Source organism: Corallococcus sp. CA049B (assembly GCF_003611685.1).
In the GTDB taxonomy this organism is placed as follows: Bacteria; Myxococcota; Myxococcia; order Myxococcales; family Myxococcaceae; genus Corallococcus; species Corallococcus coralloides.
The window spans coordinates 84,431-107,140 of the sequence record NZ_RAWC01000001.1 but is presented as its reverse complement, the minus strand read 5'-3'; the positions used below and the strand labels follow the sequence as shown (position 1 = coordinate 107,140).

Annotated in this window: 23 protein-coding genes; 9 read left to right on the top strand and 14 right to left on the bottom strand. The window is 68.9% G+C overall.

The annotated features are described in order from the left end of the window. Nucleotides 1–76: 76 nt before the first annotated feature. The 9 genes from D7W82_RS42475 to D7W82_RS00365 all read right to left on the bottom strand — a co-directional run bounded on the left by D7W82_RS42475 (nucleotide 77) and on the right by D7W82_RS00365 (nucleotide 11,125). Nucleotides 77–961 carry a hypothetical protein gene (locus D7W82_RS42475; protein ID WP_199727652.1) on the bottom strand — a complete coding sequence of 295 codons (885 nt, stop codon included), beginning with the start codon at nucleotides 959–961 and terminating at the stop codon, nucleotides 77–79. Nucleotides 962–1,015: 54 nt separating this feature from the next. Continuing rightward, the gene (locus tag D7W82_RS00400; protein WP_233587206.1) at nucleotides 1,016–1,915 is read right to left on the bottom strand and encodes a peptidoglycan-binding domain-containing protein; all 900 of its coding nucleotides are present in this window, start codon (nucleotides 1,913–1,915) and stop codon (nucleotides 1,016–1,018) included. An 81-nt stretch (nucleotides 1,916–1,996) separates the two neighbouring features. After that, entirely contained in the window at nucleotides 1,997–2,632 is a 636-nt protein-coding gene (locus D7W82_RS00395; protein WP_120616390.1) for a hypothetical protein, read from the bottom strand. Further along, nucleotides 2,629–3,507, bottom strand: coding sequence for a ribonuclease HII (locus D7W82_RS00390; RefSeq protein WP_120616389.1), 879 nt, complete (start codon nucleotides 3,505–3,507; stop codon nucleotides 2,629–2,631). Before D7W82_RS00390 ends, D7W82_RS00395 begins: the two co-directional genes overlap by 4 nt. Before the next feature lie 279 nt (nucleotides 3,508–3,786). Continuing rightward, on the bottom strand, nucleotides 3,787–4,200 hold the full coding sequence (locus D7W82_RS00385) for a carboxypeptidase-like regulatory domain-containing protein (protein ID WP_233587205.1): 414 nt from the start codon (nucleotides 4,198–4,200) through the stop codon (nucleotides 3,787–3,789). 43 nt (nucleotides 4,201–4,243) lie between these two features. Further along, nucleotides 4,244–5,668, bottom strand: coding sequence for a hypothetical protein (locus D7W82_RS00380; protein ID WP_147439166.1), 1,425 nt, complete (start codon nucleotides 5,666–5,668; stop codon nucleotides 4,244–4,246). A 13-nt stretch (nucleotides 5,669–5,681) separates the two neighbouring features. Continuing rightward, nucleotides 5,682–7,454, bottom strand: a complete 1,773-nt coding sequence (locus D7W82_RS00375) for a M61 family metallopeptidase (protein WP_120616386.1) — start codon at nucleotides 7,452–7,454, stop codon at nucleotides 5,682–5,684. Nucleotides 7,455–7,490: 36 nt separating this feature from the next. Next, nucleotides 7,491–8,981, bottom strand: coding sequence for an RsmB/NOP family class I SAM-dependent RNA methyltransferase (locus D7W82_RS00370; RefSeq protein ID WP_120616385.1), 1,491 nt, complete (start codon nucleotides 8,979–8,981; stop codon nucleotides 7,491–7,493). A gap of 455 nt (nucleotides 8,982–9,436) precedes the next feature. Then, nucleotides 9,437–11,125 (bottom strand): metallophosphoesterase, encoded by a 1,689-nt coding sequence (locus D7W82_RS00365; RefSeq protein ID WP_120616384.1) that lies wholly within the window; start codon nucleotides 11,123–11,125, stop codon nucleotides 9,437–9,439. 207 nt (nucleotides 11,126–11,332) lie between these two features. Between D7W82_RS00365 and D7W82_RS00360 the strand changes: the two genes are divergently transcribed. The 9 genes from D7W82_RS00360 (at nucleotide 11,333) to D7W82_RS39905 (ending at nucleotide 16,894) form a co-directional block, all read left to right on the top strand. Continuing rightward, entirely contained in the window at nucleotides 11,333–11,530 is a 198-nt protein-coding gene (locus D7W82_RS00360; protein ID WP_014398265.1) for a hypothetical protein, read from the top strand. A gap of 29 nt (nucleotides 11,531–11,559) precedes the next feature. Continuing rightward, entirely contained in the window at nucleotides 11,560–11,976 is a 417-nt protein-coding gene (locus D7W82_RS00355; protein WP_120616383.1) for a toxin-antitoxin system YwqK family antitoxin, read from the top strand. A 184-nt stretch (nucleotides 11,977–12,160) separates the two neighbouring features. Next, nucleotides 12,161–12,754, top strand: coding sequence for a hypothetical protein (locus D7W82_RS00350; protein WP_120616382.1), 594 nt, complete (start codon nucleotides 12,161–12,163; stop codon nucleotides 12,752–12,754). Between the two features lie 236 nt (nucleotides 12,755–12,990). After that, nucleotides 12,991–13,560 carry a hypothetical protein gene (locus D7W82_RS00345; RefSeq protein ID WP_233587204.1) on the top strand — a complete coding sequence of 190 codons (570 nt, stop codon included), beginning with the start codon at nucleotides 12,991–12,993 and terminating at the stop codon, nucleotides 13,558–13,560. Further along, nucleotides 13,557–13,823: a hypothetical protein gene (locus D7W82_RS00340; RefSeq protein ID WP_147439165.1), complete on the top strand. Its 267-nt coding sequence runs from the start codon at nucleotides 13,557–13,559 to the stop codon at nucleotides 13,821–13,823. The genes D7W82_RS00345 and D7W82_RS00340 overlap by 4 nt, the downstream gene beginning before the upstream one ends. A gap of 28 nt (nucleotides 13,824–13,851) precedes the next feature. Beyond that, nucleotides 13,852–14,448: a hypothetical protein gene (locus D7W82_RS00335; RefSeq protein WP_120616379.1), complete on the top strand. Its 597-nt coding sequence runs from the start codon at nucleotides 13,852–13,854 to the stop codon at nucleotides 14,446–14,448. A 96-nt stretch (nucleotides 14,449–14,544) separates the two neighbouring features. Then, nucleotides 14,545–14,736 (top strand): hypothetical protein, encoded by a 192-nt coding sequence (locus D7W82_RS39915; RefSeq protein ID WP_147439164.1) that lies wholly within the window; start codon nucleotides 14,545–14,547, stop codon nucleotides 14,734–14,736. After that, nucleotides 14,726–15,487 (top strand): hypothetical protein, encoded by a 762-nt coding sequence (locus D7W82_RS39910; RefSeq protein WP_147439163.1) that lies wholly within the window; start codon nucleotides 14,726–14,728, stop codon nucleotides 15,485–15,487. The genes D7W82_RS39915 and D7W82_RS39910 overlap by 11 nt, the downstream gene beginning before the upstream one ends. Before the next feature lie 726 nt (nucleotides 15,488–16,213). Next, entirely contained in the window at nucleotides 16,214–16,894 is a 681-nt protein-coding gene (locus D7W82_RS39905; RefSeq protein WP_147439162.1) for a hypothetical protein, read from the top strand. Nucleotides 16,895–17,246: 352 nt separating this feature from the next. Here the strand turns inward: D7W82_RS39905 and D7W82_RS00330 are convergent, their stop codons facing one another. From D7W82_RS00330 to D7W82_RS00310, 5 genes are read right to left on the bottom strand one after another with little or no spacing between them, the layout of a single operon-like run. After that, the gene (locus D7W82_RS00330) at nucleotides 17,247–18,056 is read right to left on the bottom strand and encodes a hypothetical protein (protein WP_120616378.1); all 810 of its coding nucleotides are present in this window, start codon (nucleotides 18,054–18,056) and stop codon (nucleotides 17,247–17,249) included. Further along, nucleotides 18,053–18,763, bottom strand: a complete 711-nt coding sequence (locus tag D7W82_RS00325) for a DUF4956 domain-containing protein (protein ID WP_120616423.1) — start codon at nucleotides 18,761–18,763, stop codon at nucleotides 18,053–18,055. Before D7W82_RS00325 ends, D7W82_RS00330 begins: the two co-directional genes overlap by 4 nt. A gap of 5 nt (nucleotides 18,764–18,768) precedes the next feature. Next, nucleotides 18,769–20,481 (bottom strand): dTMP kinase, encoded by a 1,713-nt coding sequence (gene tmk, locus D7W82_RS00320; RefSeq protein WP_120616377.1) that lies wholly within the window; start codon nucleotides 20,479–20,481, stop codon nucleotides 18,769–18,771. Nucleotides 20,482–20,487: 6 nt separating this feature from the next. Beyond that, a complete protein-coding gene (locus D7W82_RS00315) occupies nucleotides 20,488–21,207 on the bottom strand; it encodes a VTC domain-containing protein (RefSeq protein WP_120616376.1) in 720 nt (239 codons plus the stop codon). 14 nt (nucleotides 21,208–21,221) lie between these two features. After that, on the bottom strand, nucleotides 21,222–22,499 hold the full coding sequence (locus D7W82_RS00310; protein ID WP_120616375.1) for a hypothetical protein: 1,278 nt from the start codon (nucleotides 22,497–22,499) through the stop codon (nucleotides 21,222–21,224). Between the last annotated feature and the right edge of the window lie 211 nt (nucleotides 22,500–22,710).

The window sequence follows — 22,710 nt, the reverse complement described above, 5'->3', positions numbered from 1 at the left end:
TGTCCCCCGACGAGTGGTGCCGGCCTGATGCCGCACGGCCCCCATCTACGTGACGGGCGACGAAAGATTCAACACGTCAGGGCGCGCAGCCTGGATCCGCTGGGCTCCAGGTGTACTGGGAGTCCAGCGTCAGCTTCTGTTCCACCACGGGGCCACTCATGCCGCGCGCGGTGAGGAGGAAGGTCTGCTCCGGCGCCGTGCCTGAGACCTCGGCGCGGTAGATGAAGCGACAGCCTCCGATCCACGTGTCATCGGGAACCGGCGCCCGGGAGCCGTCGAGGCAGGGCTCCGGAAGGAAGCCCAACTGGGCGGCGCTCTCCGAGTAGCGGTCCTTCTCCCCGAAATAGGACTTCTCGGCCGTGAAGAGCGCCTTCAGGTTGAAGGCGCCCTCGCACACCGGGGCTGCCAGGGGCGTCCCCTCCGGCCTGCGCACGCCATGGCAGTCCTCGAGGACGAGCTCCGAGGGCCACACGCGCACGAGCTTCCTGTCCGCGTACCCATGCGTCAGGGTGTACGTGAGCCCTTCGGCGAGTCCGCCCACGCCCACCGCGCGCACGCTGAAGGTGCTGTCGTCGGGCATCGAGCCCGCCACCGAGACCGCATAGCGGAAGTGGCACCCCGCGAGCCAGGGGCCGTCCGTCGCGGGCACGCGGCTGCCATCCGCGCACGCCGCCGGGGTGGGGAGCCGCGTGACGTCCGCGGTCCAGGCGTCCTTCTCCCCGAAGTGCGCCTGCTGACCCGCCAACAGCTCGCTGAGTCCCAGGAGCGCCTCGCACCGCAGCCGCTCGCGCAGCTCCTGCTCGGTGGTGCTCCGCGAGGGCGTGACCGGCGCGGGCGTGCTGGCCTTGACCGGAGCAGGCTCGGACCGAGTGGGCGCGGGTGGCTTCTCCTGACGCTCACAACCGCCCAGCACGACCAGCGCCGAGACGAGGCAGGGGACGCGGAATGAGAGGCTTCGCACGCAGGACTCCTGGGTTCGCATGTCCAGGCGTCCATCATGGCGCTTTTCACGCGCTCATAAGAGCCCTTCCTCCGCGGGAGGGTCACCGCGCGCCTTGTCCTCGCGGCTGAGCGTCCTCCGCGCGCCCGCCTTCGCTCCCAGCGGAGAGGTGAGCCAGATGAGGCGCGTCCCCGCCGGGTACCACTTCTTCTGGGCCGACGTCCGGACCTCGTAGGGACCGGACTCCGAGCCGTGGGAGATGAGCAGGGGATCCTCGCCGACCTGGATGACCAACGACACATGCTTGCCCTGCCAGAGGCAGAGGTCCCCTGGCTGGACCTGGGACAACGGAATGTGAAGCATGTGGGCTTCGAGCGTGCCTGTGTATCCCGCGCCGCTGTAGCGGTTGCCATTGGGGTCGGGTGCGCCCGCCCACTTGTAGCAAAGCGTCACGAAGCCCGAGCAGTCGATGTCGAGCGGCAGCTTGTGGCGCAGCTGGAGGCCGTCAATGGGGCGGATCTGCGCGTAGTGGATCTGGTCCCGGTGGGAGGCCCCCCACAGTCCCTCCGTGACGATCTTCGTGCGGAGCACAGGTGGCATCGGGGTGGGGGGCGTCTCCTCGTCCCCCAGGGTCGCGCCCAGGGCCTTGAACGCCGCGCGCGTCTTCGGGCCATAGACGCCAATGGCATCCACGCCGTGCGCCTCCTGGAACTTCTTGAGCGAGCCTTCCGTCCGGGCGCCGAAGGTGCCAGGGCCCGTGTCCATCTGCGCCTGGGTCATGTGGCCCAGCTTCACCAGCGCGGTCTGGAGTTGTCTCACGCCCGTTCCACTCGCGCCGCGCTCCAGGTCCACCGCGGGCAGCGTGTAGCCCTTCAACGGGAGGCTCGGCACCTCTGCCCGGCTGTAGCCGGCGGGGGCCTTCCGCTTGCGGGCCTTGCCTGTCCGTGCCCGGGATGTCTGTGCTTTCCTTCGCATGCGGCCTCCTGCCGGCAACATGCGAATCGGCTCGGGGAGGCGCCAGGAGCGGGAGCCTGCTTCCGAGGTGCGCCTTGCTTCCTAGCGCGCGCGCTGCAGATGAACCATGGCCTCGTCCAGCAGCGCGGCCACGCCCCGGCGCACCACGTGCACCACCTTGCGGTGATGCGAGGACGCCAGGTGCGTGTAGTGGGTGGACACCTTGTGGTGCAGCTCCGTGGCGCCCCACACCAGCACCAGGTCCGCCCACTCCAGGTCGCTCTTCGCGCGGTCCGCCGTGCGGCGCTCGGTGCCGTCCACCATGCGCAGGGAGATGGGGCCGCTCAGCTTCGCCTCCAGCTCCTCCCGCACCGCGGGCGAGCCGCCCACCACCACCACGCGCTGGACGCCGCGCTGATGGCACATCTCCAGGAACGCCACCTCCGCGCGCCGGTTGGCGGAACCGCCGCACCGCGCGCAGTGGCTCCGGGGCTCGACACGCAAAGGCTCCCGGCCGCTCGCCGACGCCACCTGGAGGCAGCCGGGATCCCCGCACACCTGGAAGAAGCGCTCGGACAGCACCTCGGCCGCTCGCAGGAGCTTGGGCTCGCTCATCCGCGCCTTGCCCGGCCGCGTGAGGCCCGCCTCCTCCAGCACGCCCCTGGCTCGCGCACGCGCGTCCATCAGCGTGACGCCCCGCTCCGCCAACCACCCGTCGATGTCCCGGTCCGCGCTCATCGCTTCGCCATCGGGGCAGGAGTAGCGGCGAACAGCTCCGATTGCATCGGGACGGGCCCGGAGGGCTGCGCCAGTCCGAGCGCCTCGCGCACCGGGCCGAAGCTCCGGCGGTGGATGGGCAGCACGCCCAGGGCCTGGATGGCCTGCACATGCTGCGCGGTGGGGTAGCCCTTGTGCGCCGCCAGGCCGTAGCCGGGATATTGCGCATCCAACTGGGTCATCAGCCGGTCGCGCGTCGTCTTCGCCAGCACGGACGCCGCCGCGATGCTCAGGGACAGCGAGTCCCCCTTGATGATGCCGCGCTGCGGAGCCGGGCACTGGGGAATCGTGCGCGCGTCCACCAGCACGTAGTCCGGCGTCAGCCCCAATCCCTCCACCGCGCGCCGCATGGCCAGCAGGCCCGCGTGGTAGATGTTGAGCTGATCAATCTCCTCCACCTCCGCCCGGCCCACCGCCCACGCCACCACGTCGCGCTTGAGCGCCTCCGCCAGCGCCTCGCGCTTGTCCGGGTCCAATATCTTCTTCGAGTCGTCCAGCCCCTTGAGCTTGTAGCCCCGGGGCAGGATGGCCGCCGCCGCGACGACGGGGCCCGCGAGCGGCGCCATGCCGGCCTCGTCCACGCCGGCCACCTTCAACAGGCCCTGCTCCCACAGCTCCGTTTCGAACTTCAGCAGGTGCCGCAGCCGCTGCCCCTCCGCCCGGTTCTTCTCCTGACGCGAGCGCAGCTTGCGCGCGAGCGCCTGCGCTCCCTGACGGGGGTCTGCCTCCAGCGCCTCCAGCAGGCCCTGGGGGATGGGCTGCGCCTGGGTGACGAACCGCCCGGTCAGCTCGGTGACCGAGCATTCGAGCAGCGCCTGCACACTCTCTGCGGACATGGGGGACCTTCGGGATTGCCTACCCGGCGGGTAGCGCGGTTGCACGGCTTACTGGAGTGGGGGAACACCAGTGCCGCGACAACACGCCCGCTCGCACGCCGTCAGGCCAGACGGGCGTGCGGCAAGGCTGTGGGAGAGCCGGACCGACGCGGACGCGCGCATGCGGGTTTGACGCATGGCGTAAGTGGTACCGCGCACAGGTGGGTGTGCACAACCGCCCCACGGCCTGAAGCGGCGGATTTTCCGCGCCCGCCGGCCCTCACTGGCGGGTCTTCCGGCTCAATCCTGGAGCGTGAGTGTCACCGTGCCGGGAACAGGCGTGCAGTGGCACTCGTCACAGGTCCACTCCACGCGCTCCGCGCGCGTCACGTGCGAGCCCGCCGTGGCCACCACGCGGATGGGGCTGGGCGCGAGCGTTTCGTTGATGGCCGTGGTGATGCCCCGGTCATCCGTCACGCCGGTGATGCTGACGTTGCTCTCCAGGTTGGTGGCCGTCACGGACGCGCCCTGGATGTACGCGCCGTCCGACGACATCACCTCCACGCGCAGCGACCTCGGCTCCGCGCAGGTGTCCTCGTACCGGTTCGCGCTGGGGGCATCATCACAGCCCGTCACCAGCACGCTCGCGAGGAGCCCCAACCAACCATACCGCTTCCACTTCGTCTCCATCCCCACGCCCCCGACCCGTCCCATGCACGGAATCTGGTACCGGCGGACGGGTGCTGCAATGCGCGGGTCACGCGGCGGGCGGCAGCCGCGCATGGGCAAAACGTGCGGCCTCTGTGTCCGGATAACGATGCACGATGTACCGGTAGATCTCCTCCGCGCGCATTGTGTTTCCCAACTTCTCCCCCTGCACGCGCGCCAGCAGCACCAGCGCGCGGGGCGCGGTGGGTTCATCCGGCGCCGTGTCCGCCGCGGCTTCCAACGCTTTGACCGACAGTGGGAAATCTCCTTCCACTGCCGCGGCCTGGCCAATGAACAGATGGTGTGAAGGCAAAAGCTTCAAGCGGGGCAGAACGTGGAGCGCGCCATACAGCGCCAGCGCCTTCGCCACGTCGCGCCCCTCCACCGCCGCGCCCAGCTCGGCCACCTTCGCTTCGACTCCGGCGGCGTCGGGCGCGGGGGCTTCGGGCACCGGGGACTCGCGCAGGGACACGGGCGCGCGCTGGGGCGCGGTGTCGCCCAGCGTGGGCTCCAGGAAGTCGCGCGAGGGCAGGTAGCCCATCGCGTCCCCGTGCACGTACAGCACCAGCCCCAGCAGGCTCGCGGTGGCGAAGGGCACCAGGCACGTGAGCGCCTCCGCGAGCCATCCGGAGACGAAGGGCACGGGCAGGTAGAACACCCACGCCGCGGCCAGGTGCAGCCCGGCGTGGACGAGCGCCAGCAGCACGAACACGCCCGTCACCCACCCCGCGTCGCCCCCCACCGTCCGCAGACACCTGAGCGTGCGCAACGGATTCAAGGCGGCGAACGCCGACTGGGACGTGGCGGCCAGCAGCAGCGCCCACGGCATCCACAGGACTCCCAATCCGGCGAGCCCCCAGAAGAGGGGGTCCCCGCGCACGACGGGCTCCCACAGGGTCTGTTGCAAGAGCATGGCCCGCCCGATGTTGTCGAACGCGGAGGCGGAGGGCAGCAGGTGCCAGGCGCGAGCGAGCGCGGGCGCGAAGACGCCCACGGTGACGCCCAGGCCGCGCAGGCCCGGCACGATGTTGTCCTGGACGACGCTGGTGAAGCCGGGGCCCTCGGGATCCGCGTCGCCCCGCGCAGCGCCGCGCACCAGCGCGAAGAACGCGGACCAGAAGATGCCCAGCCCGAGCGCCATGGGCAGCACCACGAGGATGCGCACGCCCATCCCGAGCACGCGCAGCACGGTCAGCATCAGGCTGACGGCCAGGAGCGTCTGCAGGCCCGGAACGGTGAAGGGAAAGCGCAGCGCGTCCAGCAGGCGGGTCCGGAGGGCGCGCTGGGAGCGGTGGCGCAAGAGCACGTTCGCCGTGCCCTCGCACCGGACGCACACGGTGTACTCCACCGTGCCCATGCGCCGCGTCTCCACGCACGCGGGGCACAGCAGGGCCTCGCAGTGCTCGCAGCGCCAGCCGGCGGTGGCGCCCGGGTGTCCGGCGCAGGAGGGAGGGGCAGGGAGGGAAGGGGCCATGCGGCCCGCGAGCCTACGCCGGGCCGGGAGTCTCGTCCCAGGGGGACCCGAGCCACGCCTGGAACGCGGCCTTCTGCGCGTCGGTGGGCCGCTCCACGCGCTGCAGCCACGCGGCGTCCGCGGGCTTCTGGCCCAGGACGACCGGCACCTCCATCAGGCGGTCGCGGCGGAACAGCGTCACCCTCACGGTGTCGCCGGGGCGCTTGTCCTCGCAGCGGGCGATGAGCCCCGCGCCGTCCACACGCCAGCCGTCCAGCGCCACCACGTCGTCCTCCGGATACAGGCCCGCGTCCAGCGCGGGCGTGCCCTCCGGTACGGTGGACAGCGTCGAGGAGCCGCGCACGGTGACGCCCAGCCAGCCCTTGGGCTTGGGGTCGACCTTGAGGCGCGGCGGCGTGCCGCCCTTGTCGTTGGGGGCCTCCCGCACGCGGAAGGACACCTCCAGCCCCACGTGCGCGAAGACGCCGTAGTCCAGGTCCTCCGTGGAGCGCACCGCCCGGTCGAAGAAGGGCGTCATGTCCACGCCCGCCACCTCGCTCGCCGCCCGCTCCACGCCGTCCTCGGGGACGCCGGAGCCGTCGCCATGGCGTTGCCACAAGAGCCGCATGACGTCATCCAGGCACTTCGCGTCACGGGTGGCGCGGCGCACCTCCAGGTCCAGCAGCGCGCACACCACCTCCCCCTTCAGGTAGTAGGAGATGGCGCTGTTGGTGGAGTGCTCGTCCGGGCGGTAGTGCTTCACCCAGCTGACGAGCGACGCCTCCGTGAGCGTCTGCACGCGGCGGCCCGGCGTGGAGTGCAGCAGGGAGAAGGTCTCCCCCAGCCGGGCCAGGTAGCGCGTGGGGGACATCAGGCCCGCGCGGCGCACGAAGAGGTTGTCGTAGTAGGCGGTGCCGCCCTCGAAGGCCCACAAGAGCGTGGTGTAGTTCTCCTGCGAGTAGTCGAACGGCACCAGCGCGCGAGGCTTCACCCGCTTGATGTTCCACAGGTGGAAGTACTCGTGCGCCACCAGGGTGAGGAAGTCCTCCCAGCCCCGGAGCGACGACAGGCCCGTGCGCGGGAAGAGCAGCGCGGTGGAGGCCTGGTGCTCCAGGCCGCCGCGGCCCTTGTCGGTGAGATAGACGAGGAACAGGTAGCGCTTGAGCGGCAGGCCTTCGTACATGCGCGCCTGGGCCTCGCAGATGCGCTGCATGTCCGCGCACAGCCGGTCCGCGTCCGGCACGCTGTCGCCCCACACCACCACTTCGTGCGGCACGCCCGCGGCGGTGAAGGTGAGCGGCGTGTGCGGGCCCACCTCGAAGGGGCTGTCCACGAGCGTGTCGTAGTCCGGCGCGTGGAAGGTGGCCCCTTCCGAGTCCAGCGCGCAGAACGTGCGCCAGCCCTGCGGCGCGTCCACGGTGACGTGGTGGGGCAGGGTGCGCGTTCCCTCCGTGTAGAGGAACACGGTGGCGCCGTTGAAGTAGGCGTGGCTGCCGTCCAGGTGGCTGGTGCGCACGGACAGCTCGTTCGCGTAGACGCGGTAGCACAGGGTGACGGCCTGCCCCCGCGCGTCCACGCGCCAGGTGCGCTTGTCCACGCGGCGCACCGGTAGGGGCTGGCCGTCCGGGCCCCGCGCGGTGACGTCCTGCACCTGGCGGGCGTATTCGCGCACCAGGTAGCTGCCCGGCGTCCACACCGGCATCACCGCGTCGAGCAGGTCAGGCCCGGCGGGGAAGCTCGCCTCCACCTCGAACAGATGCGCATGCGGGCGGGGCATGGCGACGCGGTAGTGGACGGCGAGCGACATGGACGGAGGGCCTTTCTCCATGGGGGGACCGCGGGGTTACTTCGCCTTGACGAGCACGGCGCCGAAGAAGCCGTCGGTGCCGTGGGTGTGCGGGGCCAGACGCAGGTACGGGCCGGGGCCGAGCTTCGCGCCCAGCTCCGCGCCCAGCACCTCCGCCACGGGGCGCACGCTGAAGTCGGGGTGCTTGGACAGGAAGTCCTCCACCACGTTCTCGTTCTCCTCGCGCAGCACGCTGCACGTGCCGTAGATGAGCCGGCCGCCGGGCTTCACCAGCATGGCGAAGCGCGCGAGCAGCGCCTTCTGCCGGCCCACGTGCATCTCCAGGTCCTCCGGCGTGAGGCGGTATCTCGCGTCCGGCTTGCGGCGGAAGGTGCCGGTGCCGCTGCACGGCGCGTCCACCAGCACGCGGTCCGCCAGGCCCTTGAGCGGCGTGAGCGCGGCGTCCGCGTCCGGGCCCTCATGCGGGATGAGCTGCGTGCGCACGTTATGCACGCCGGCGCGGCGCGCGCGCTTGCGCAGGTCCTCCATGCGGCCCTCGTCCACGTCCAGCGCGTGCAGGTCGCCGCGGTTCTTCATCTGCGCGGCCAGCTGCAGCGTCTTGCCACCCGCGCCCGCGCACGCGTCCACCACGCGGGTGGGCGGCGCGTCCACGAGCATGCCCAACAGCTGGCTGCCCTCGTCCTGGATCTCGAACCCTCCGTCCTTGAAGTCCTGGAGGGAGAAGAGGTTGAGCCGCGTCTCCATGACGAGGCCGAAGGGGGACAGGGACGTGGGCTTCGTGGACTCCACGTCCTCCGCGGCCAGGCGCTCCTGGAGCTGGGCGCGGTCGCCCTTGAGCGTATTGGCGCGGACGATGAGCGGGGCGCGCTCGTTCATGGCCTCGGCGGCGCGCGCGGCGTCCTTGCCGAAGACGGCCTTGAAGCGGTCCGCGAGGAAGTCCGGCAGGGACGCGGCGATGGGGAAGCGCTTCGCTTCCGGCAGGGCGTCCAGCTCCGCCGCGGCGTCCGGCAGGCGGTCGAGCACGGACACGTCCGGGCCGGTGAGTCCGCTGGAGCGCGCGACGTAGGTGGGATCCTCGCCGTGGAGGATGCGGGACGCGGCGAGCCGCATGACGTCCTGGCGCGTGCCGTCCAGCGCGTCGAACTTCCGGTGGGACTTCTCCAGGAGGAAGTCGACGGTGCGCTGGCGGCGCAGCAGGGCGTAGACGCGCTCGGCCACGGCGCGGCGCTCGGTGGAGTAGAGGGCCGTCTTGCGGCGCAGGACGAACTCCAGGGCGCGGTCGGACAGGCGGCCCTCTCGGCGCACGCCGCCGTAGGCCTCCAGACACGCCTGGAGGACCAGGTCCTCGCGCAGGGGGCGGTTGGGGTTGGGGCGCGCGCGTTCATGCTGGGCGCGGCTGAGCTTCGGTTTGTCGGCGCGTCCACCGGCGTCCTTGCGCTTCTTCGGCGCGCCAGGGCGGGACGTACGGGGCCCGCCAGACTTGGGGGCGCCACTTCGGGAAGGTCCAGGCTTACGAGTCGTGGCCATGTCGCATGGGGCCTTTGCATCCCCGGGTGGCGTTGACAAGCAGGGAACGCAAAAGACGCCCCCGGAATGCCCCGGAGGGGCTGGCCGAAGGCGTCTGGAAGCCGCTTCAGGGCTTTCCGGGCCTGGCCTCCGAGGCCGTTCCGCCTCCGCCCCAGAAGGGGAAGAAACCTGTCCGACAGTCGGACAGGTTTCCGCGACCGGGCTGGACAAGCGGCCCGGGGCCCGGGGGTCGGCCGCGGTGGTCCAAAACCTGTCCGACAGTCGGACAGGTCGCGCGGCCTGACTGGGGCAGTGGCCCCTGGCACGGGCCGGGGCCGCGGTGGTCCCAAACCTGTCCGACAGTCGGACAGGTTTCCGTGGCGCGGTCGGAGCCGCGTCCCAGCCAGGGCCGGGGCCGCGGTGGTTCCAAACCTGTCCGACTGTCGGACAGCTTTCTGCGGTCCGCCTCCGGGGGCTCAGCGGGCGCGGCGCCGGCGGCGCACGAGCCCTGCGACGAGCGCCGCGGCGGCGGGAATCAGGGCGGCGGACGGGCCGGCGGCGCAGCCACCGCCTCCATTCGAGTCATCCCCCGGCGTGACGCCCGGCGTCGTGGGCGTGCCCGGAATCTCGGGGCGGGGGTCGGGGTCGGACGGGGTGGTGCCGGGGTCCTCACCCGAGCCGGTGCCGGGGTCCTCACCCGAGCCGGTGCCGGTGCCGGGGTCGGTGGTGCCGTTGGCTGTCACGGTGACCACGGTGGTGGCCGTCAGCGGGGCGGCGCCCTGGACGGTGGCCGTGGCCGTCACGGTGTAGGTGCCGGCCTGGGCGAAGACGTGCTGGACCTGGGGGCCTTCGGCGGTGCCGCCGTCCCCGAAGTCCCAGGTGACGGTGGCTCCGGACTGGGAGGCCGTCGCGGTGAACGAGGCCGTGTGGGGCGCGGCGCCGCTGGCGCTGTTCACGGCGACATTCAGCGTGCCCTGGGGCTGCTCGGGCTTCGCGGGCAGCGTCTTGGAGAGGGTGAACGAGTCCAGCGTGCCGCCGTCCGTCTTCACGAGCTTCGCGGTGAGGTTTCCCTCCACGACCTCGACGTCGAGGAAGCCGTGGGCCGCGTCGTCGCGGATGACGCTCCAGGACGGGCGTGACGTGGCGAACGCGCGCAGGGTGGCGCCGCCGCCGCCGACAACGAGGTAGGGGATGCCCGCCTCGTTCTTGCCGGCCTCTGCGTCACCGAGCATGGGCTTGCTGCGCTCGTAGTCGTGGTCATGGCCGGTGAGGACCAGGTCCACGCCGTACTTCTCGAACAGCGGGCCGAACTGGCGGCGCATGGTGAGCTGCGAGCCGTGCTCGCCGCTGGACCAGGACGGGTGGTGGAAGAAGACGACCTTCCACGGCTGCGTGGTGGCGGCCAGGTCCTTCTCCACGAACGCCTTCTGCGCGGCGAGCGTGCACTTGGACGCGGACGCCAGGCCCACGGCGCAGTTCGAGTCGATGGACACGAAGTGCACGTGCCCCCAGTCGAACGAGTAGTAGCGCTCCGAGCCCTCCGCGTTGTTGGTGGGCAGGTAGAGGTTGTCCAGGTAGGGCTGCGCCTGGTTCGTCACGTACTCGTGATTGCCGGGCGTGGCGAACATGGGCACCTGCGCGAGCAGGGCGGCCATGGGGGTGAAGAGGTTGGTCTGGAACTCGGTCTCGGTGCCGGACGCGTAGGCGTTGTCACCCAGGGCGACGAAGAGCTCCGGCTTGTTGGTGAGCATGGAAGCGGCGACCTTCCGCTGATCGCTGCCACCAGTGCCGAAGTCACCCACCGCGGCGAAGTGCACGCGCCGCGTGCCGGGCACGGGGGCGGTGCTGAACGACTTCGCCGGGGTCGTCTCGCCACACCCGTCCACGGAGTACGTATAGGAGGTCGCGGGAGACAGGCCCGTAAGGACCACGGCGTGGATCTTCGCGGTGGCCGAGGACTTCGCCGTCTGGCTGGTGTTGCCCACGCCGTAGCGCACCTGGGCGTTGGAGCAGTTCGACGACAGGCGGAACGCCACGGTGGCGGTGTCGGGGCCCACCTTCTGCAGGTAGGGATCACGCGGCAGGGCGAGCGCGTCACCCGAGGCAAAGCCCCCGACGAACAGGGCAGCCAGGGCAGCGAGCGAAAGAGACTTCGTCCGGTCCATGAATCCTCCGGCCCGAGACATTCGGGACGGGGGCCCAACCGTTCATCGTTCAACGATCATCCAGAAATCAGGTGCTGGAGGGTAGGCAGGAGAACGAGCGCCCGGTGGGGCGGAAAGGCAGACGAACGGGCCTGCGTCGCATGTTTCAGGGAAGGCGGAACGGAGCGGCGCCTTGCGGCGTCCCGAGGCTGCGTTACCCCTGAAGACATGACCGAAGTCCACTCCCAGACCCGAGAGTACACCCTGCCTGCCGGGTGCCCCGTGTGCGAGTCGGACCTGCCGGTGCGCGTCACCGCGACCGGTCCGAACGCGGTCTGTACGCACTGCGGCTGGATGGGGCGTCCGTTCATCACGGTGACGCACGACGGCCTGCGCGTGTCGTACGATGACGCCGCGCGGGCCTGAGCGCCGGCGCGGTGACCCGGCCGTGCCCGATGCGACTCAAGACCTACGATGACCTCACGTGGGAGGCCGAGCAGGTCTTCCTCAACGACGTGCCCTTCACAGGGTCCGTTTACGTCGTGTCCAGCTCGGGCTTGCCCTCCGAGGAGTCCTTCTACGTTGATGGCTTGCGGCAAGGCCCCGAACGCATCTGGCGCGAGTCCGGGCTGCTCGCGGAGGAGATCTTCTACTGGCGCAATGTGCGGCACGGGACCTCCCGTGCCTGGCTCGCTGACGGCACGATGATTGAAGACTGTGTCTACCTCCACGGCGTTTGTGTTGTGCAGCGGCGCTGGAGCCACTCGGGACAGCTGAAGAAGGACTGGCGCGCTTCACCGGATGACCCGGTCTTCGATTTGATCGCCAGGATACGGGATGCGGATGGCGACGGGCCTCCTATCGACTGGTGAAGCGCGCAACCCGCGGACAGTCCGCAGCTGATGCCTGCACCCTGAAAGACCGGATCCCCGGGGGCGTAAGGGAAGGGACCCGCGTGGAGATGGAGTGGTTGAGGATGCTGCTGGGCGCGAGCGGTGTCACGTCTTCCGTAGTGAGAGCGGGGCTCAATGGTTGTGAGCCCGGAAAGCCAGTCCCGTGACAGTCCAGAGCCGAGACGTTCTCCTGTTCGAACAGCGTCCCTTTGAGCTGATGTCCGTCCAGGGAACAGGTCTGTTTGACCCGAGGCAAGAAGGGCTGGTGCCCCAGTGGGTCTCGACCGGGTGCTACCGGGGATTCGACTGCGTCTATCGGATCGACGAGAAGCGGCTGTTGCTCGAGGCATTCAGCATTGGCCTGAAGCCACTGGATCGGCTGAAGGTCAAATATGGAAAGGGGAAGGTTCTTCGAGGGCAGGGGCCCCTCCTCAAGGGAGACTCGTTCCTGGCTGTCTACGAGCAGCTCGGCTGGCACGTTCCGTTCACCGGAGGCCTGGTGGTGGCGCGTGACTTCATTCCAGGGCTTGCATCCCGAGCAGAGTCCGTCGTGAGCCGTACCTTGTCGCCCATCTGGATGTTCAGCGTGGTGCATGAACTCCACTTCGTGGAAGGCCAGTGGACCGAGTCTTTTGATTGCTCCAGTGCCATGGAGGCCCTCCGGCATCGCATTGCAGCGGAACCTGATGGGGACGAGTACGAGGTTCATCGGTTCCTCGCGAAAACGTTCCGTCGGAGCTATCGCGGTCTCGAGTGATGAACCGGGTCTTCTCGGAGGGTTGATGGATGTCCTGACGCTGTCCCTGGAACGGAGCGTCTTGTTGGAGGGCATCCGCTTTTCGGACGTGGCATTCGTGTGGAGGGTGCTCCTGCACTCTTCGCGGCATGGCGCCGGGCGTGTATGGATGCGGGAGGCGATGACCCGAGCAGGGGTGCTCCATGAGACCGGTGTCCTTCCCTGTAGCGATTCACTACGACGATAAAGACTGGGTCGTGACGTTCGCTTCGACCCGAGAAGAGCTCCGGCCCCTTGGAGAGCCTGGATTCATCGAGGAGGACTCGCTGCGCACAGCGGGAGGCCGGGAGTTCAACTGGGCCTTCGAATCAGCGAGCGGGCTGCGCTTCAGTCTGCGCTGGAGTGAAGCGATGAAGTATTCGGTCGTCGTCGCGGATCCTCCGGACCCGTCCGCGGTCGTCGCCGCGCTTCGCTCCCTGGGCCTGAACGCAACGTTCACGACGCGGGAGCTGCCGGAGCATCGCCACCTCCAGCGCCGGATGGCGCTCGGGTGTGTCTGGCTCTTCACGGGGGAGGGCGCCGTCCAGGTGACCGCAGTCTTCTCCCGGAAGGCCCTGGCGGATGCGTGGCTGGCGAAGATGCAGCTTTCTGGAGAGCTGGTTGCGTACCCGCTGGACACGTCCGTCTACGAAGCCGAAAGGCACTGGGGAATACCGGAGGTGCCCCAACTGGGGCCCGAAGGCATCCAGCGGTTCGTCGGACGGGTGGCCGAGCGCTACGCCTATCGGGACGGGAAGCCCGTGAACTCAGGCGCGTCATCCCCATGAGCGAAGGTGCCGCCTATTGGTATACGACCTGCTCCAGGTGCCGTGGCCAGGGGCGCCTGTTCATCATGCGGGAACTCAAGAACGGCACGCTCTATTTCCATTGCGAAGAGTGTGAGTGGGGATGGCGGGAGCCGGCGATCGTGGGAGACGTGACCGCCGGCTTCCTGACCTTGGAGGATGAGGCCGACGCGAAGCTGGCGACCCGTGAAGAGATTGAAGCAGCGGGCTGGACGCCGTTCGCCACGTATCGTGTCGAGGCGTGAGTCGGATGAATCCGGAAATGAGGGAGTGATGACCTGCTCGGAGTGCTCTGGTGAGCTTGCCTGGTTCGGCGTGACGAGAGGCACGGACCACTTCCGGTGCTTGGGGTGTGGACATGACGTCCATGCGGTGTCAACGCCGCGCCTCGGGCCGGAGCGGCGGTTCCGAGCGGTCGTCCGGTGGAAAGACGAGATCTTGAGTTTCGCTGAGCTGGAGAGCCTGAGGAAGATTGCTCCTGAGGCGAGGGCCATCCCTGCTGTTGATATCTGGGAGCGGTCAAAGCGGGAGGGGTGGGTGCTGGGGGAGTACCTGGAAAGCCAGATTGACACCCTCTGGAATCAGGCTCACGAACTTCAGCTCAGGTTGGATTTAGTTCTGGTGTCCGAGCCAGAGCCCGAGGTGAGGCCGGTTTGCATGTTTGTTGTTTGGAAGACGACGAGCCCTTCTCTCGAAGAGATCGTTGCGTTGCGCAAGCTGTCGGAAGAGGCCGCGAACATGCCTGCTTCAGCCGTCCTGGAGAAGGCCAGGGAAGGCGAATGGCTGCTGGGGCGCTTCTGGCCAAACAGGCTACCTGAAATCGAACGGCGGGCGATGGAGTTGGGGCTTCAGCTTCGGCGCGAGTCTTGAAACCTGCATGTCTCCAGCGTGCATGGAGAACTGTTGAGGCGTGTGCGTAGGGCGAATCTCTATGAAATCGGGAGAGCGAACGACGGTGGGGACGACGTGAGCGTCCGCCCCCTTCCTGCGGGGCGCACCTGGTGGTTCTGGCGCGAGACCCTCGAGGGGATTGCCAGGCTGCTGCTGGATGCACGTGCGCGGGTTGAAGAGGGACAGGCGAAGTCCTGGCTGGAGGCCCTGCGCCATCTCGATTCGACGATGAGTGCTCTCTGGCCGGAAGACCCTGATGCAACGTGAGCGCTGGGCGAACCATGAGAAAGTGATTTCGAGAGGTGAAGCATTTGAGCTGATCTCGCGGGCCCGAGAGGCTCTGTGTGACAGGGTTGCTCTGCAGGAGTTGATGGACGATTCTCAGGCCAGCTCAGCGGAGGAGGCGATCCGTTTAACGGGGTGCGACATCTGTGACCACTGCCGCTGGGAAGATGATGGAACCGTGAGTGATACCGCCCACAGCAGCGTCAATGTCGAGTTCGGACGGGTCGCGGTGGTCTTGCGAGGAGCACCTGTGAATCTGGTGCGCATTGATGAGTTCGTAGAGGGCTCCGAGCCCGACCGTGTCTATCTGACAGAAGTGGCGAAGCGCATGGACGCGCTATGGGGGCACGTGAGGGATGAGCCACCGAGTCCGGGCAAGCTCATCTGGCCTTCAGGCCTCCGTGCGGCGGGCGCGGAGCCGACGAGCGGCAAGCGCTCAGGTGGACCCGTGGTTTCAGGGGTAGACTGCGTCAATGCCCTTCGCTCGGATCAGGCGGTGGTGGTTGGGAAGAGTGAGTTGCACCAGGCGGCTCGGGAGTTGGGATACTCGGAGATCCTGCAGCCATATCTGCTTGGTGCCCGGCCAGATATAGAGTCAAGAACCGGAGCAGAGCCTGTGGGCAGGCACGGTTCATTGTTGCTGATGAGGTCGGGGATTTTTTCCATGCGAGACTCGGGCCGGACGCCAGTCGAAATTGGTGTCGAGGCGGTCGCGCGCGATGAGTGCGTTTGATGTGATGGATGTGGAAGCTTCAGGTGTTCACGAGGTGGATTCAGGTCTCACTCGGAGCAGGAAGCTCCTGGAAGCACTCACTGGGCTGGCAGCCCAGTCGTGAGGGACGGATGGCAGCGTACAATGTGCCGGTCGAGGTCAGGGAGTTGGGGCTGGAGTCGCAAGGCCCGGACAGATACCGCCGCTGAGGAACGTTCGAGTGCGAATCCCTGGTGTGGAATTCCAGTGTGGAGTGTGTGGCGCCTGGTCCGACGATAATGAGTCGTGCTCCGCCTGTGGTTCCAAGATGCCTCCGGATGACTCTCTGGAGGGGGTCTTTGTTCCCGGGTTCGATCACATCCCCGCGGAACAGCAGGATGCGGCCATGGAGAAGGCGGCGGAGGCTCAGTCACGATGGATTGAACGGTTCCGCCACGAGCAGGAACTTCGTCAAACCGAACCGGGCTATCCCGCTGACGATCGGACACGTCCATGGACGCCTACGCATCGGGTTCGGGGCGACGGTGACTCGGAGGGATGCCTCTTGATGGTTCTGCCCAATGGTCAGTCGTTCACTCGAGAGAGCTGGGAGGTCTATCGCGCTTGCCCGGTTCAGTGGTCAATGTACTTCAACTCGCCCTGGGTGTTCTGGCGGGGCGTTTGGTATCTGCATGGAAGCGCAGTGCCAGCAGGGACTGTCTTCGAGGTGGGCGTCACGGATGACACCGTCAATGGTGGAAAGACGTAATGGTGAATCGCAATCGCGCAGCAACCGAGAATCTGACTGAAGGAATTGGCAAGGCTCGGTGGGACGACGACGAGGCTGCTCTCAGGGAGCTATTCCCAGAGGCCAGGATCCGGAGTTTGCCGGGAGTCGGAACGCATCTCGCCATTCCAAACGTCGTGGAGGGGGGCGGTGGTGTTCCGGTGGGGAGTTACTTCTGCCTCGGTCCTCAAGGCATCAAGTATTTCGTTCTTGGCGAAGAGTTCGATGATGAGAACAAGGTGGATGTCCGTCCGTGCATTCACTCGCTCGCGCACCGCTTCGGTTTTGGCCCCATCAGTGCCTCAAGGAAGGATGAATGGTTGGTGCACCGCGTACAAGTGATGCTCCAACTCACCGACCTGGACGAGGAGGGCGTTCCATTCGGGTTCAAGCTGAGGGTGAACCGCCCAGGGGTCATTCAAACTGACTTTCGAATCTTTGAAGGGTTTCTCTTTCCCCCAAGGAAGGATCCAAGGGAGGCGCGTCCACCGCCACCCGCATGGGACCACCCTGAGTTGACGGCCCTCATCCGGCCAGATCGCTACGTTGTCTGCCCGTTCTGTGGAAAGGCCTTCAGTCTCGCCGACAAAGACCGCTGGAATGGCTCGCGCCACCTCAGCTGTGGACAGCGCCTCCAATTGAAGCAGGGCCAGGGCTCCTGACGGGACGATGGCGGTCCGCCTTGGTCGGAGGATGCTGAGTGTATGTTCTTGGGGCGGGATGTCTATTCGGGAGATCTTCCTGATGCGGCGGCCAGTAATGGGTTGAGGTATATTCTGTCGGCATCTCACGTCTTTCAGGTTGTGAGTAATGCTCGCCTTCCGCGGCCGGATGTCGATGCTGCTGGGTTTGTTGAGGCGTTGAGTTTCTGCTTCAGGAATGATGCCTTTATTGTGTTTTGAGCTGGTTTCGCCTCTCGGGGGCGAGCTGTTGGGCTGGTGATAATGAAACGCCCGGGCCAGCGCATTCCTCGCGCCAACCCGGGCTCCAATCCCATCCAGATGAATCAGCGGCCTACGGCTTCTTCACGTCGTAGGACACCAGCTCCTCCAGGCGTTCCCCGTCCTCACGGACCTTGCCCACGCCGGGGACCAGCCAGTACAGGCGCTGCTTCTCCTCCTTCACCTCGCCGTTCTTGTTCAGCTTGTCGCGCTGGACCTTGATGGCGTTGGTGAACGTGCCCGCGGGCGTCGTCACCGTGACGTCCTTCTCCAGCACCTTCCAGACGTACTTCGGGTCCTTGCCCTCCGTTCCGCCCGCCGCGTAGGTGATCAGCTCGCGCACCTGGTCCTGGTGCTCCCAGGGCACGGAGGCCGGCGTCGCCGCCAGGGACTTCATCATCGCCGGGGACCAGGTCGTCGCCTTCGTGGCCAGGCCGTCCGTGACGTCCTCCTCGCGCAGGCGCACCACCAGTCCGTTCGTCAGCTCCAACTGCCAGGAGTTCTCTTCGTAGACCGTGCCCGACTTCGTGCGGTCCTGCCGGCTGTGCACCTTCACGGCCGTCATCGTCGTGCCCGGCACCGTCTCCGGACCCTGCACCGTCACGACCTTGTCGAAGACCCCTTCCACGTCGTCGGTGATGCGGTAGGTCCACGTGGTGCCCGTGGTCAGCGGCCAGAGCGTCGTCAACTCCTCCTGCTGATCCGGCTTCGTGCCGCCGCCCTTGTCCGGGTCCACCGCGTTGCCCGGCAGGTCCACCGTGCCGTCAGGGTTCGTCGTGGGTGCGCCCGGATCATTCCCCGTGGGCAGGCTGCCCCCGCCGCCCCCACAGGCGGCGAACGCTCCGCACGCCGCGAACAGCACCGCCAGCTTCCTGAACTTCATACCGTCTCCTCCCGCGCGCCCTTCGCGCTCACCGCCGTCCACCGCAGCCCCCGCAGGGGCGCCCCTTCCGTCCGTCCCAACGCCGCCGCCAGGCTTCCAGGCTCCGGCTCCTCCACTTCCAGCTCCACGCGCCGCGCGGAGAAATCCATCGCGCAGCTCTTCACCATCACGTTGCGCTCACCCAGCGCCGCCCTCAGCGTGGCCTCCGCTCGCACCAGGTCATCCGCCTGCGCGGACACCACCAGCCGCTGCTTCGCCTCCTTCGCCGCCACGGCCTTCTTCTCGAACAGGTCCAGCACGAAGAGCAGCACCGCCACGAACCCCGTGCCCACGCACGCCAGCACCAGGTTCCCGTGGCCGCACGCCATGCCCAGGCCAATCACCAGGAACAGGATGGCCGCGTCACGCGGGTCCTTCAGCCCCGAGCGGAACCGCACGAACCCGCCCAGGCCCACTAGACCGAACGCCTTCGCCACGCTGTTGCCAATCACCGCGGTAATCACCGCCGCCGCCGCGCAGAGGAGGATCTGCGCCTGCACCATCTCCACCTTCGGCAGCGGCTTGCCCAGCACCACCCGCCAGGGCCGCGACGACAACACCGCGCCAATCAGCGCCGACGCCACCAGCCGGGGGAGGATGGCCCCCATCGACAGCGCCTGCAGCTCCTGCTCCACGTCCTGGAACAGCGCTCCGAACGGACCCTCCATGGGCGTCATGCCTCCTGCCGCCCGGCATCCACTCCCAGCGTCTCCGCCAGGGCCCGCGCCGGCCGCTGCGCCTGCTCCATCGCCCGGGCATGCGCCACCACCGCGTAGGCGTTGCGCAGCACCGGCAGCTTCCCGGACTGCTCCTCCAGGATGCGCTCCAGCAGCGCCCGCGTCTCCGCCACCAGCGGCAGCCCGCGCATCGACGACACCACCGTCGCGGGCCACCGGCGCGCTGCGGACGCCCGCAGCTTCCACGCGGCCGGCGAGTCCATCCCGTCCACGGAGTCCAGCGCCTCCTTGGTGGACTGCGCGCCCCGCTCACGCATCGCCCAGGCACGCGGCGTGTCCACGCCCGTCAGCGAGCGCAGCACCAGCTTCAGCGCTCCCTTCTCCAGCTGTTCGCGCAGGCCCACCGCCACCGGCGTCTCCAGCCCCGTGGTGCTCTTCAGCACCGCCAGCCGGTCGTGCGGAATCAGCGCCTCGCGCAGCGCCTCCGCGCGCTCCGTGCCCAGGCCGCCCAGGCTGCGCGCCACCTCCGAGTACAGCTTGCGCTGCATGCCCGCCTCGCGGACCACCCAGGACTCCTCGCCGTCCACGCCGGCCAGGCCCAGCAGCACCGCCGCCAGGTGACCGTCCTTCAGGCCCCGCTCGCGCAGCGCCCACGCCTCCGGTGAGTCCTGGCGCTTGAGCCCCTCCAGCACCGCCGCCGGCGCCTGCGCGTACAGCCGATTTCGCAGCGCGTGCGAGCGCGGGGACGTCACGAACCCCAGGCCCTCCGCCACGTCCGCCGGCACGCTCGCCGACAGCACGTCGCGCAGCGTCCACGCCGTGTCGTCATCCAGCCCGCTCAGGCTGCGCGCCACCAGCCCCGGCAGCCGCTCCGCGTACGCCAGCCGGCGCTGGTGCGCGGGCAGGCCCGGGATTCCGTTGAGCAGCCACGCCGCCAGTTGCGGCTCGCGCGCCTCCAGGCTGTCCACCGCCTGGAAGAAGCGCTCCTCCACGTCGTCCACGGACACCGCGCCCGGCGCCGGCGGGGGAGGGGCGGGGACCAGCCGCTGCACCGGCTGCTCACGGCCCTCCAGCCGCGCGACCACCGCGTCCACCAGGCGCTGCTCCAGCACGCGCAGCGGCTGATCATTGTTCTCCAGGATGATCCACCGCGCCGGGTCCTTCCGGGCCTGCGCCAGGAACGCCTCGCGCACGCGCACCGCCAGCCCCGCGCCGACCAGGCCCTTGCGGCTGTCCGCGTCGTTCACCTTGCCGCTCTGCACCTTGCCCAGCCGCTTGCGCAGCCGCGCCAGGTCGGGGTCCACGTCCACCAGGATGACCAGGTCCGGCCACAGCCCCTGCGACGCCAGCTCGCAGGAGGGCAGCAGCTGCGCATCCTTCAGGCCCCGCCCGCCGCCCGTCAGCGCCAGCTGCGAGTAGAGGTATCGGTCGGTGATGCACACCTCGCCGCGCTTCAGCGCGGGCGCGATGACCTCTTCCAGTTGCTGCGCGTCGCGGGCCAGGTTCAGGAAGAACTCGGCGCGCGGGCCCATCTCCAAAAGCCGCGCGTCGCGCGTCAGGTCGCGGATGCGCCGCGCGGTGGGCGACTGCAATTCGCCCCCCTCGCGCGCGTGCGCGACCTTGTAGCCCAGCCGCTTCAGCCGGGACGCGAGCAGGTTGGACAGCGTCGTCTTGCCGCTGCCGTCAATGCCTTCGAAATCGATGAACACGGTGCCCTAACCCCCTACGACCCCAACGCCACCTGATGTGAAGGCATGCACCCGCGCCATGCCCTCCGCGAACTTGCTGTACGCCGTCGCGCCCCCCGGATTGAGGGCCGCCAGCCACTCGGGCAGCGCCGCCCCGAGGTGCTTCACCTCCACCACCACCCGCGAGTCCTCCCACACGGGCAGCCCCAGCCGCTCCACCGTCAGCGCCACGGGCGACAGGGCCAGCTCCGGAGATACGGCATGGAAGCCGATGTCCCGGTCCACCGTCACCCGCCACTCCTGCGACACCTGGTACACGTGCCGCCGGTACGTCACCGCCAGCACCGGCGACAGGCTGCCCCCCGCGATGAGCGGCAGCAGGCTCACGCCGCCCTTGATGGCCCGGCCCAGCTCCGCGCGAGGCACCCACACGCGCCGCTTGCGCGTGAGCCCGCGGTGCTCGCGCTTCACCTCCAGCACCACGCGCTCGCGGCCCGCCGCGCCCACGTCCGGCGAGTACTCCTTCGTCCTCACCTTGAGGCAGTCATCCGGCGTGAGCAGCGCGCGCTGGGCCAGCGGCTGGCCCGGCTTGTCGAAGTAGACCGACACGATGCGCGTGGGCGGCGGCAGGTAGCCCCCCAGCTCCTGCGACAGCCTCGCGCAGATCGCCTTGGCGTCCGGGGCCTCCAGCACGCGCTTGAATTCACGCCGCAGCTTCGTCACTTCCCCTTCAGCGAACGAGATCATCTCCAGGTGTCTCCTCAACGGAAGCGGGTGGCGAGCTGCACCGACAGCTCGAGCGCGGGCGCCACGTCCCCCGGCCGGAGCGCACGCTCCGCCTGGACCTGCGCCTTGAATGAATCCGCCAACAACACGTTGAAGCCCCCCGTCACCGAATGCCCTTCCGCCTGGATTCCACCCTGCAATTGCAGCGCCTCCGCCCCCACCACCGGCTGCACCGCCCACCCCTCGCGGCCCACCGGCACCGTCCAGTAGGCCAGCACGGACTGCGACTGGAACGGCCCCAACGCCAGCCGGCCCACCGCCGCCTCACCCGTCACGGACAGCCCCCAGAGGTTCAGCTCCGCGTCCGCCGCCGTCGCGTACTGCTTCGTCCCGTCAATCACCTGCGTCAGGTACGTGCTCGTGCCCAGCGTGAGGAACTTGAACGGGCGGATGCTCAGCCGCGCGGAGCCGTCCTCGCTCAGCCGCTTCCCCGTGGAATCCTCGCCGCCCTCGAAGAGGCCCGCGGAGAACTTCAGGCCCCACGCCTCCTTGAGGCGCAGCTCGCCCATCACGCCCAGGCGCCGCCCGCCCAGGGCGTTCGTCTCCGTGAGGTAGTCCTCCACCAGCCCGCGCTCCTGGATGGGCAGCCGCCACGCCGACTCCTGCGAGCGCTGGAGGAAGGGCGACTTGAAGCGGCCCGCGTAGAGCCGCACGCGCTTGTTGTCGTCCGCCAGCCGCACGAAGGCGTCCTTGAGGATCGTCTTGGAGGCGAGATCCGCGCTCACCTCCGCTTCCAGGTTGGACAGCGACGCGGCCACGCCCACGCGCGCGGACTCGATGCCCAGGTCGCGCTCGTACTTCTGGCGCTCGTCCGCGGCGCCGCGCGCGAACACGCGGCCGAACACGCGGATCCGCTGCTGGGGCCCGCCCTTGTCGTCCACCTTGTCCGCTTCGGCCGGCGCCTCGCCCAGCGTGTCCGCCTTGGGGCCCGTGTCCTTCTTCTTCTTGCCCGGCACCGCCGCGTCCGGCACCGGCGCGCCCGGCTCCGTCACCTGCTCCGGCGTACCCATGACGGGGCCCTGCGCGCCGCCAGGCATCGCCTGCGCCACCGCGCCTTCCAGCGCGTCTCCTGTCCCGTCCCGCGGCTTCGCCGCGTCGTCGTCCCCGGACACCTCGAGCGGCCGGTCCACGCCCTCCGCCGCCGCGTCCTCGTCCGGTTCCGGCGCCGCGCCCGCGACCGCCGGCAGGCCCAGGAGGACCGCGACGAGCAGCCCGCGCCGCCACCCCTTCTCCTCCAGCCCCGTCCCGCCCATGCCCGATGTCTCCCCGCCCCGGTAATGCCCGACGCCTTCCGACCCGCTGCCTGCTCCCCTGTGCAACCCCGGTGCCCAGGGCAGGGACGTGCACTGCCGGACACCCGGAAGCGGCGAGCGGGGCGGATGCCCCGTGACGTGGCCGTGACGAGACCCAACCTGGGAAGACTTTTTCCCTCCCGGGGCCCCGCAGGGCTGTAACGCCGGACTG